We start from the raw sequence: 9,869 nt of genomic DNA, 5'->3' as shown, positions 1-9,869 counted from the left end.
AGCCAGCGCGGCCACGCCGTCGAGGCGCGCCTCAACGCCGAGGACCCCGACCGTGACTTCGCTCCCAGCCCCGGCCGAATCAGCCTGCTGAACTTCCCCGCGGGCCCCGGCATCCGAGTCGACACGGGTGTGGGAGAAGGGGACTCGATCCCTGCCGACTTCGACTCGATGATCGCCAAGATCATCGCCCACGGCCGGGACCGCGACGAGGCCCTGGCCCGCCTGCGCCGTGCGATGTCCGAGACGACCGTCGTCATCGACGGCGGCGCCACCAACAAGAGCTTCATCCTCGAGCTGCTCGACCAGCCGGAGGTCATCGACGGCTCGGCGGACACGGGCTGGATCGACCGGGTCCGCGCCGAGGGCCGCCTCGTCACGCACCGCCACTCCGGCGTCGCGCTCGTCGCCGCCGGCATCGAGGCCTACGAGGACGCCGAGGCCATCGAGCGCGTCCGCCTGCTCGAGTCCGCCCGCGGCGGGCGCCCGCAGGTGCAGCACGCGGTGGGCCGCGCGATCGACCTCAAGTTGCGCGGCACGGCATACAAGGTCATGGTGCTGCGCACCGCCTCCCACCGCTACCGCGTCTCCATCGCCAACGGCGGCACCGAGCACGTCGTCGACGCAACGCTCGACCGGATCGACGAGTATGCCGGCCGCATCGTCGTCGAGGGCCGCGCGCACCGCCTCGTCACCGCCACCCACGGCCCCGTGCACCTCATCGAGGTCGACGGCGTCACGCACCGCGTCACCCGCGACGAGGGCGGCGTCGTGCGCTCCCCCGCGCCCGCGCTCGTCGTCGCGACCCCGCTGCAGCCCGGCGACGAGGTCGCCGCCGGTGCGCCCGTGCTCGTCCTCGAGTCGATGAAGATGGAGACGGTGCTGCCCGCGCCGTTCGCCGCCCGGGTCCGCGAGCTGCTCGTCTCGGTCGGCAGCCAGGTCGAGACGGGCGCCCCGCTCGTGCGGCTGGAACCGACCGGTGACGAGGCCGAGGTGCCCGAGGCAGCCGGCACCGACGTCGACCTCGACCTGCCGGACTCGAGCGCCGGGCAGGCGAGCGCGCGCGAGCGCGTCGACCGCGGGATCGGCGACCTCTCGGCGAGCATCCTCGGCTTCGACGTCGAGCCCAACGGCGACACCCGCACGCTCTCCGGCTACCTCACGGCCCGCGAGGAGCTGGCAGCCGAGGGCGCCGTCCCGCTCCCCGAGGAGATCGCCCTCCTCGAGCTGGTCACCGACGTCGCGGAGCTGAGCCGCAACCGTCCCGTGGCCGAGGAGCGCCACACAGAGCTGCGCGTCCACAGCCCGCGCGAGCACTTCCACTCCTACCTGCAGAGCCTCGACGTCGACCGCGCCGGCCTGCCGGCGGACTTCCGCGACAAGCTCGCCCGGGTGCTGAGCCACTACGGCGTGACGGACTTCGAGCGCACCCCCGACCTGGAGGAGGCGGTCTTCCGCATCTTCCTCGCGCAGCAGCGCTCCGCCCCGGAGGTGCACCTCGCCGCGTCGATCCTCCAGCGGTGGCTGGGCGAGCCGATCCCCGAGCCGCCGCTCGACGTCGCCGTCCGCGAGGCGCTCGACCGGCTCGTCGTCGCGACCCAGCTGCGCTTCCCCGTCATCGGCGACCTCGCCCGCAGCGTCCGCTTCCGCTGGTTCGACCAGCCGCTCGTCGACGAGGAGCGCGCGAGCGTCCTCGCCGGGGTGCGCGACAAGCTGGCGGCCCTTGCAGCAGAGCCCGACTCGCCCGACCACACCGCGCGCATCGACGAGCTCGCCGCGATCCCCGAGCAGATCGTCCGCTTCCTCGCGGAGCGGCTGCACGACGGCAGCACCCACACCCTGCCCGAGCACGAGCCGATGCTCGAGGTGCTCATCAAGCGGCACTACCGCGAGCACGAGCTGCACGGCCTGCACACCTTCACCGAGGGCGGGCGGCCCTTCGCCACCGCTGACTACACCCTCGACGACCGGCCGACGCACCTGACCTCGACCATCGGCGCGGTCGACGAGCTGGTGCCCGACAGCGGCCTCGACGCGGCGATCTCCAACGACGTGTGGGCCCGCCCCGAGGGCCACCAGTGCGTCGTCGACCTCTACCTGCGCTGGGACGAGGAGCCCGAGTCGCCCGACGACGCGAGCGACCTGCTGGCGCAGCGGCTCCAGTCGCTGCCCTTCGCCCAGGACGTACGCCGGGTGGCCGTCGCCGTCAGCGCCGGGAACGGCCGTGCCGTCGACTACTTCACCTTCCGCCCGGTCGAGGGCAGCCTCGTCGAGGATCACCTCGTGCGCGGCGTGCACCCCATGGTCGGCCGCCGCCTCAACCTCTGGCGCCTCACGGCCTTCGACCTGACGCGGCTCGACGCCCCCGAGGACGTGCTCCTCTACGAGTGCGTGGCGCGCGACAACCCCGATGACCGCCGCCTCGTCGCGCTGGCCCAGGTGCGCCAGCTCGTCGTCGTGCGCGACGAGTCGGGCCAGGTGACCGGCCTGCCGCACGTCGAGCGCGCGATCACCAACTGCCTCGAGGCGATCCGCCGGGTGCGGACCAGCCGCGGCGCCAAGGGCTCCCGCCTCGACATGAACCACGTGTGGGTGCAGATCTGGCCCACCATCGATGCCGACCCCGGCCAGCTGACGGCGCTGCAGTCCAAGATCGCCCCGGTGACCGCCGGCGCCGGGATCGAGGAGGTCCTCATCCAGGCCACCGTCGCCGGCGCGCCCGGCGAGGCGCCGCAGCCGATGGCGGGTCGCTTCTACTTCCAGCCCGGCTCCGGGGTCACCGGCACGCTCGGCGCCCCGCCCACCGAGCCGCTCAAGCCGCTCGACGACTACGCCTCCAAGGTGGTGCGGGCCCGTCGCCGCGGCCTGGTCTACCCCTACGAGCTGCAGTCGATGATCGCCGGCGAGGGCGGCGCCGTCGTCGAGCACGACCTCGACGACACCGGCGCCCTCGTGCCGGTGGAGCGGCCGGTGGGCCTCAACAAGGCCGGCATCATCGTCGCCGTCGTCAGCTCGCCGACGACCCTGCACCCGGAAGGGGTCACGCGCGTCGTGCTGTCCGGCGACCCGCTGCGCTCGCTCGGGTCGGTCGCCGAGGCCGAGTGCGCGCGCATCATCGCCGCGATCGACCTCGCCGAGTCGATGCGCGTCCCGCTCGAGTGGTACTCCCTCTCGGCCGGTGCCCGCATCTCGATGGACTCCGGCACCGAGAACATGGACTGGGTGGCCCGCGCGCTCAAGCGGATCATCGAGTTCACCCAGGCGGGCGGCGAGATCAACATCGTGGTGGCCGGCATCAACGTCGGCGCCCAGCCCTACTGGAACGCCGAGGCCACGATGCTCATGCACACCAAGGGAATCCTCGTCATGACGCCCGACAGCGCCATGGTGCTCACCGGCAAGCAGTCGCTCGACTTCTCCGGTGGCGTCAGCGCCGAGGACAACTTCGGCATCGGCGGCTACGACCGCGTCATGGGCCCGAACGGCCAGGCGCAGTACTGGGCCAAGGACCTCGCCGTCGCCCGCGACATCCTCATGGCGCACTACGAGCACGCCTACGTCAGCCCGGGCGAGACCGGACCGCGACGGGTCACCACGACGGACCCCGTCGACCGCGACGTCTCGCCCTACCCGCACGACCTGCCCGAGTCCGGCTTCACGACGGTCGGCGAGATCTTCGGTGCCGCGACCAACCCGGACCGCAAGAAGCCGTTCGACATCCGCACCGTGATGCGTGCGGTCTCGGACCAGGACCACGAGCCGCTCGAGCGCTGGGCCGGCATGGCCGACGCCGAGACGGCGGTGGTCCAGGACGCGCACCTCGGCGGCATCCCCGTGTGCCTCATCGGCATCGAGTCCAAGTCGGTGCCGCGCCGGGGCTTCCCTCCCACCGACGGCCCCGACACCTACACGGCCGGCACACTCTTCCCGCGGTCGAGCAAGAAGGTGGCCCGCGCCATCAACGCGGCGAGCGGCAACCGGCCCGTCGTGGTGCTCGCCAACCTGTCGGGCTTCGACGGCTCACCGGAGTCGATGCGCAGCCTGCAGCTCGAGTACGGCGCGGAGATCGGCCGGGCCATCGTCAACTTCGACGGCCCGATCGTCTTCACGGTCGTCTCCCGCTACCACGGTGGCGCGTTCGTCGTCTTCTCCAAGACGCTCAACCCGCGCATGACGGTGCTGGCGATCGAGGGCTCGTTCGCCTCGGTGCTCGGCGGCGCCCCGGCCGCGGCCGTCGTCTTCTCCCGCGACGTCGACGCCCGCACGGCGTCCGACCCGCGCATCAGCGAGCTCGAGGCCAGCCTCACCGGGGCCTCCGGGGTCGAGCGGGCCCGCCTCGCAACGGAGCTCGCCGACCTGCGCACCTCCGTGCGTGCCGAGAAGCTCGGCCAGGTGGCCTCCGAGTTCGACACGGTGCACAGCATCCACCGCGCCGTCTCGGTCGGCTCGGTCGACGCCGTCATCGGCGCCGCCGAGATGCGCCCGCGCATCATCGCCGCCCTCGAGGAGGGCCTGACGGCGCGCTGACGGCCGGAACACGAAGAGGGCGTATGCCGCCGGGGCGTCCCCGTGGCATACGCCCTCTTGCGTCGGAGCTCAGGGAGTGGTCGTGGGGCTCGGCACCGCGGGAGTCGCCCTCGGCGGGACGGGCGTACCGGTGGTCGCGTGGGGCGAGGTCCCGGTCGACGGGGCCGTGCCGGGCGTGGGTGACGAGTCCTCGGTCCCCTTTGCGTCGTCGCCCGGCTGCTCCGTCGGCTCGCTCGTCTCGCTCGGCTCGGTGGCCGAGTCGTCTTCCTTGTCGGTGGCCTCGCCTGCCTTCGACTTCGACGGCTTGTCGGTGGGCTTGCCGGTGCCCTTGCCCGACGGGCGCCCCACTCCGTTGCCGCCCTTGTTGCCCGCGGCTCCCGGCGCGGGGACGTCGGCGCAGAACGCGGCGAGCTTGGCGCTGCCACCGGCGGCCTTGACGAGGTTCTGGTAGGCCACTGACTGGTTCGCCCCGCCCTGGTCTCGGTGCTTGGACCGCGCCTTCCAGGCGGTGCAGAGCCCGTGCTTGGCCGGGCCGTCCGCGTCCGGGCCGCGCTGCGTGGCGGTGCTCCTGGCCGTGCCCGTGGCGCCGGGCGTGGAGGTGGCGACGGCAGGGCGCGCCTGGACGGGTGCGGGCGGGCCCGCAGTGCCCGGCGCACCGCTGGGCACGTTGGTGGAGATGAGCACGACGGTGGTGACGCCGGCGAGCCCGGCCGCCACTCCGCCCAGGGTGGCGCCGAGCTTGACGCCGAGGACTGTCGCGAACATCTTCCGTCTCCTCGATCCCATGTGCCGGTGCGCGACCTGGGTGCGGTAGGCGGCGAGCGCCGGACCCACGCCGTGGAGCTCTCGCTCCGTCGGGTCCGCCCGCAGCGCCAGGACCACCGGGGCGAGCGACAGGTCGCGCATCGGGTCGCTCCCCGGCTCGCCCCGGTGGGTGTGACGCATGGACCCCGGAGCGGCGTGACCGCGCCCCTGGCCCCTCTCGTCCCGCCAGTTCGTGCCCATGTCAGTCCCGAAGCGCTGCTGCCTCGCCCAGCGTTACACCGCTCCTGCCGACCAGCCCGGCCAGCGTCCGCAGCCCGCGGTGGGCGGCGACCCGGACCGCGCCCGGACTGCGGCCGAGCACGCGCGCCACCTCGGGCACCGGCAGCTCGGCGACGACCCGTAGCAGCACCACCTCCGCCTGCAGGGGCGGCAGCCTCCGGACGAGGGCGACCGCCTCCGCCGTGGTCAGCAGGTCGACCACCACGTCGGCGCAGTCAGCGGTGACTGGAGCCACCCACGTCGTGACCCGCGCCCCGAGACGCGTCTCCCGTTCCCGCTTGCGTGCCGCGTCGACCGCCCGGCGACGGGCGGTCGTGAACACCCACGCGCGCCAGGCCATCTCGTCGCCCCGGAACCGGCGCAGCCCCCTGACGACGACGAGCCACGTCTCCGCAGCCACCTCCTCGGCGGCATCCCCGCCGAGAGCCAGGTACCGCAGCAACGCCGGGTTGAGGTCGCGCCACAGGCGTTCGAACGCGACCTCGTCGCCGCTGCGCGCGGCAGCGACGACGGTCTCGAACTCCGGGCCGATCACGGCATCAGTGTGGAGTGGGCGTCGTCACCCTGTCCGGGTTTCGGCCGGATGTGCGGGTGCGGCCCCGGCCACCAGCCTGACGTCGACCGGGCGGCCCGGCCCAGCCCCCTCCGGGCTGTTGCCCCCGCGGCGGCGTGTGCCTCGAGGTGCGGAAGCGGATCACCTGACCGACCCCGCCTGCACCGACCGAGTCGCCACAAAGGTGCGGCCGGGCAGGCAGGATGAGCCCGTGACGACGACGCCGCCGATGCTGTCGGTGTCGGAGGGCGTGGCCACCATCCGGCTCGCGCGCCCCGACGCCGGCAACGCCCTCGACCTGCCGACCGCGGTCGCCCTGCGAGACGCCGCCGCCCGGGTCACGAGCAGCCTCGACGACGTCAGGGTCGTGGTGCTCCGGGCGGACGGACGGCTCTTCTGTGCGGGGGGCGACGTCCGCGCCATGGCGGCGGCCCGCGACCGGCCGGCCTTCGTCGCCGCGCTCGCAGGCGTGCTGCACGGAGCGCTCGTGGCGCTGCGGGCCCTGCCCGTTCCCGTCGTCGCCGTGGTGCAGGGCGCCGCCGCGGGTGCCGGCGTGGGGCTCGTGCTCGCGGCCGACGTGGTGCTGGCGGCCGAGGGCGCGACGTTCGTGGCGGCATACCCGTCGGTGGGGCTCTCGCCCGACTGCGGCGTGAGCGCCCTGCTCCCGCAGGTGGTCGGCGCCCGGCGGGCCGCCCTCTTCCTGCTGACCGGGGCCCCGGTGGACGCGGCGACGGCCCTCGACTGGGGACTCGTCAGTGAGCTCTGCCCGGCCGAGACCCTCGACGCCCGAGCCGGCGAGGTGATCGCCTCGATCGCGGCCCTACCCCGACAGGCGGTCGGGGAGGCGGCCCGCCTGCTGCGCCGATCCGCCGAGCGACCCTACGTCGAGCAGCTCGGCGACGAGGCCGCGACCATCGCGCGACTGTCCGCCACCGAGGAGGCGGGCGCCCTCCTCGCCGCCTTCGCCATCCCCGCCACCCCCGACCCCGTCCGACCGAGCAACGGAGAGCACCCATGAGCGTCACCTCGAGCACCGTCGACGACGTCGTCCGCCGCAGCGCGAGCCGGCACCCCGACCGGGTGGCACTCGTCTTCGGTGACCGTTCGTGGACGTATGCCGCCCTCGACGACGCCGTGTCCCGCGCGGCCGCGCACCTGCTGGGGCTCGGGCTCTCCCGCGGTGACCGGGTCGCGACCGTCGGCGTCAACTCCGACGCCTACCTGCTGGCCTACCTCGGCTGCGCCCGGGCCGGGCTCGTCCACGTGCCGGTCAACTACGCCCTGACAGGGCCCGAGCTGACCTACCTGCTGCGCGACTCGGGCGCCCGGGTCGCGCTCGTCGACGTGGGGCTGCGCGAGTCGGTCGAGGCGGTGCGCGCCGACACCGGCCTCGAGCGGGTCCTGCTGCTCCACGGCGGCGAGGACGCGGTGCTGCCGCGCTGGAGCGAGGGCGAGGTCCCCCTGCCGGACCACGACGTCGCGGACACCGACCTCGTGCAGCTGCTCTACACCTCCGGCACGACGTCGCAGCCCAAGGGCGCGATGATGACGCACCGGGCCCTCGTGCACGAGTACGTCTCGAGCATCGTCGCGCTCGACCTGCGCGAGGACGACGCCCCGCTGCACTCGATGCCGCTCTACCACTCGGCGCAGATGCACGTCTTCCTGCTGCCCTACCTCGCCGTGGGCGCGACGAACCACCTGCTGGCGCGGCCCGACGTCGAGGCGATCCTGGAGCGCGTCGCCGCCGAGCGCATCGGCTCGCTCTTCCTTGCGCCCACCGTGTGGGTGCCGCTGTCGAACCACCCCGCGCTCGGCACGGCCGACCTGACCTCGTTGCGCAAGGCTCAGTACGGCGCCTCGATCATGCCGGTGCCGGTGCGCGACCGGCTCCAGCGGCGCCTGCCCGAGCTCGGCTTCTGGAACTGCTTCGGCCAGTCCGAGATCGGCCCCCTGGCGACGGTGCTGCGCCCGGAGGAGCACGCCGAACGGCCGGAGGCATGCGGCCGCTCCGTCCTGTTCGTCGAGGCGCGCGTCGTCGACCCCGAGGGTTCCGATGTGACCGCGGGCGAGCCGGGCGAGCTGCTCTACCGTTCCCCGCAGCTGTGCACCGGCTACTGGAACAAGCCCGACGCGACGGCCGAGGCGTTCCGCGACGGGTGGTTCCACTCCGGCGACCTCGTGACCCGCGACGAGCAGGGCTACCTGACCGTCGTCGACCGCATCAAGGACGTCATCAACACCGGCGGGGTCATGGTCGCCTCCCGCGAGGTCGAGGACGCGCTCTACACGCACCCGGCCGTCGCCGAGGTCGCCGTGGTGGCGACGCCCCACGAGCGGTGGGTCGAGGCCGTCACGGCCGTCGTCGTGCTCCGCGAGGGCCACTCCGTGACCGAGACCGAGCTCATCGACCACGCGCGCGGCACCCTCGCGCCGTTCAAGCTGCCGAAGGCGGTGCACTTTGTCGAGGCCCTGCCGCGCAACCAGAGCGGCAAGCTGCTCAAGCGGGTCCTGCGCGACGACCTGACCGCGCACCCCGCGCACCCCGCCCACCCCGCCACGCCCTGAGCGCGCGACGACCTCAGCGCGGCGTCAAGGCATACGCCATCGCGGCGAGAGCCGCAGCCCACGCGCCGAGTCCGACGAGGTTGGTGCGCGGGTGGACTGTCAGGGCCGCGACGTACTCGCGGAAGAAGGCGCCGGGCAGGAAGTACCACGCCGTCGGGGCGCCGGTGACGTCCGCGTCGAGGCCCAGCCTGCGGCTCAGCAGGGCGGCCCGGCCGACGTGGAAGCTGCTCGTCACGACCCGCACGTGGCCGTCCTCGATGCCCCGCGCGCGCAGGATCTCCCGCGACAGCAGCAGGTTCTCGTCGGTCGTCGTCGCGCGGTCCTCCGTCGCAACGCACTCCGGGGGCACCCCCTGGGCCACGAGGTAGGCCGTCATCGCCAGCCCCTCGGGCATCGGCTCGTCCGCGCCCTGGCCACCGGTCGGGACGAGGAGGGGGTCGTGGCCGCGGGTGCGCTCGTCGCGCCATGCAGCGACAGCGGCGTCGAGGCGGTGGGCGAGCAGCCGTGGCACCGTGCCGTCGACGAGTCCCGACCCGAGCACGACGACGGCCGACGGGGCCGGGCGCGGACGCCGGCGGAGGTAGCCGAGGCAGTAGAGGGCGTACGCGAGCAGCGCGAGTCCCGGGTAGCCCGGGAGCAGCAGGACGACGGCGAGCGCCATCGTCGCCGGGGTCGAGCCGATGAGGTAGAGGGGGATGCCGACGGCGGTCGCGGCCAACACGGCCAGGCCGATGACGAGCGAGGCCACCGCCGCACGGTTGCGGGTGGCCGGGCGGAGGACCTGGCCTCCGAAGCCGACGAGCAGCAGCCCCAGGACCGCTGCGCCGAACCACGGCACCACCAGCAGGTATGCGCGGTGCGGGTCCGAGACTCCCGCCGCGTCCTCCAGCGCGGCAGTGACACCCGCCACCGCGACCCAGAGCGCCCCGAGGAGGAAGACCCCGACGCGCCACCGCCGCGGCTCCGCGCGTGCGGCCTGCACGCTGAGGACGACGAACGCCGCGACCAGGAGGAGGGCGGCGAGCGGGCGCATGCGACGAGCATGCCGTCCTGCACCCCTCGGGACGAAACCGGCTGGTGGGCGGCCCTCGTGCGGGTGTCGAATCGAGGCATGGATGCCGACGAGATCCGCACCGCGTTCCTCGACCACCTGGCTGCTCGCGGCCACACGGTGATCCCG

At 73.9% G+C, this 9,869-nt stretch carries 6 protein-coding genes; 3 read left to right on the top strand and 3 right to left on the bottom strand.

Features of this window, described 5'->3' with window-relative positions; all coding sequences use genetic code 11:
* The coding region (locus ABD194_RS08450; RefSeq protein WP_343990049.1) for a carboxyl transferase domain-containing protein at nt 1-4,524 on the top strand (4,524 nt) is incomplete at its 5' end.
* A gap of 69 nt (nt 4,525-4,593) precedes the next feature.
* Here the strand turns inward: ABD194_RS08450 and ABD194_RS08445 are convergent.
* Nucleotides 4,594-5,469: a hypothetical protein gene (locus tag ABD194_RS08445; protein ID WP_343990046.1), complete on the bottom strand. Its 876-nt coding sequence runs from the start codon at nt 5,467-5,469 to the stop codon at nt 4,594-4,596.
* A 61-nt stretch (nt 5,470-5,530) separates the two neighbouring features.
* Nucleotides 5,531-6,103, bottom strand: coding sequence for an RNA polymerase sigma factor (locus ABD194_RS08440; protein ID WP_343990043.1), 573 nt, complete (start codon nt 6,101-6,103; stop codon nt 5,531-5,533).
* A gap of 229 nt (nt 6,104-6,332) precedes the next feature.
* Here ABD194_RS08440 and ABD194_RS08435 point away from each other — a divergent pair, with 229 nt between their 5' ends.
* Entirely contained in the window at nt 6,333-7,139 is an 807-nt protein-coding gene (locus ABD194_RS08435) for an enoyl-CoA hydratase/isomerase family protein (RefSeq protein WP_343990040.1), read from the top strand.
* Nucleotides 7,136-8,689, top strand: coding sequence for a fatty acyl-CoA synthetase (locus ABD194_RS08430; RefSeq protein WP_343990037.1), 1,554 nt, complete (start codon nt 7,136-7,138; stop codon nt 8,687-8,689). The genes ABD194_RS08435 and ABD194_RS08430 overlap by 4 nt, the downstream gene beginning before the upstream one ends.
* A gap of 13 nt (nt 8,690-8,702) precedes the next feature.
* Here ABD194_RS08430 and ABD194_RS08425 read toward each other — a convergent pair whose 3' ends face one another.
* Nucleotides 8,703-9,722 (bottom strand): YdcF family protein, encoded by a 1,020-nt coding sequence (locus ABD194_RS08425; RefSeq protein WP_343990034.1) that lies wholly within the window; start codon nt 9,720-9,722, stop codon nt 8,703-8,705.
* Between the last annotated feature and the right edge of the window lie 147 nt (nt 9,723-9,869).

The sequence above is a fragment of the Terrabacter terrae genome, from assembly GCF_039529575.1.
GTDB classification, from domain to species: domain Bacteria; phylum Actinomycetota; class Actinomycetes; order Actinomycetales; family Dermatophilaceae; genus Terrabacter; species Terrabacter terrae.
This window is presented reverse-complemented; position numbering and strand designations above follow the sequence as displayed.

Bases quoted from the DNA above. Each gene is read 5' to 3' on its own strand.
- ABD194_RS08430 (WP_343990037.1), top strand. From the start codon at position 7,136: ATGAGCGTCACCTCGAGCACCGTCGACGACGTCGTCCGCCGCAGCGCG.
- ABD194_RS08425 (WP_343990034.1), bottom strand. From the start codon at position 9,722: ATGCGCCCGCTCGCCGCCCTCCTCCTGGTCGCGGCGTTCGTCGTCCTC.
- ABD194_RS08445 (WP_343990046.1), bottom strand. From the start codon at position 5,469: ATGCGTCACACCCACCGGGGCGAGCCGGGGAGCGACCCGATGCGCGAC.